Origin of the sequence: Hymenobacter lapidarius (assembly GCF_001816145.1) — a bacterium.
Taxonomy (GTDB): domain Bacteria; phylum Bacteroidota; class Bacteroidia; order Cytophagales; family Hymenobacteraceae; genus Hymenobacter; species Hymenobacter lapidarius.
Map to the genome: position 1 here is coordinate 1 of NZ_MDZB01000071.1, position 247 is coordinate 247.

Annotated in this window: 1 protein-coding gene; it reads right to left on the bottom strand. The window is 52.2% G+C overall.

Annotation, left to right across the window (positions count from 1 at the left end):
• Nucleotides 1-23 precede the first annotated feature (23 nt).
• A partial coding sequence (locus BEN47_RS22805; protein WP_204378276.1) for a hypothetical protein occupies nt 24-247 on the bottom strand: 224 nt, incomplete at its 5' end.

The window sequence follows — 247 nt, forward strand, 5'->3', positions numbered from 1 at the left end:
CCCTTTTTTCGAAAATGTCGATTTTAATAAAAAGCCGCCTCGGCCTGGTCGAATGAAGCGTGTGCAAGCGCTTCAAAATCTGCCACTGTGCCTGCCCGCCCGACGTGCGGGTACTTCCGGCGCATTAATTTCGACGGCTTGGCACCAACCCTTTTTTCGAAAATGTCGATTTTAATAAAAAGCCGCCTCGGCCTGGTCGAATGAAGCGTGTGCAAGCGCTTCAAAATCTGCCACTGTGCCTGCCCGC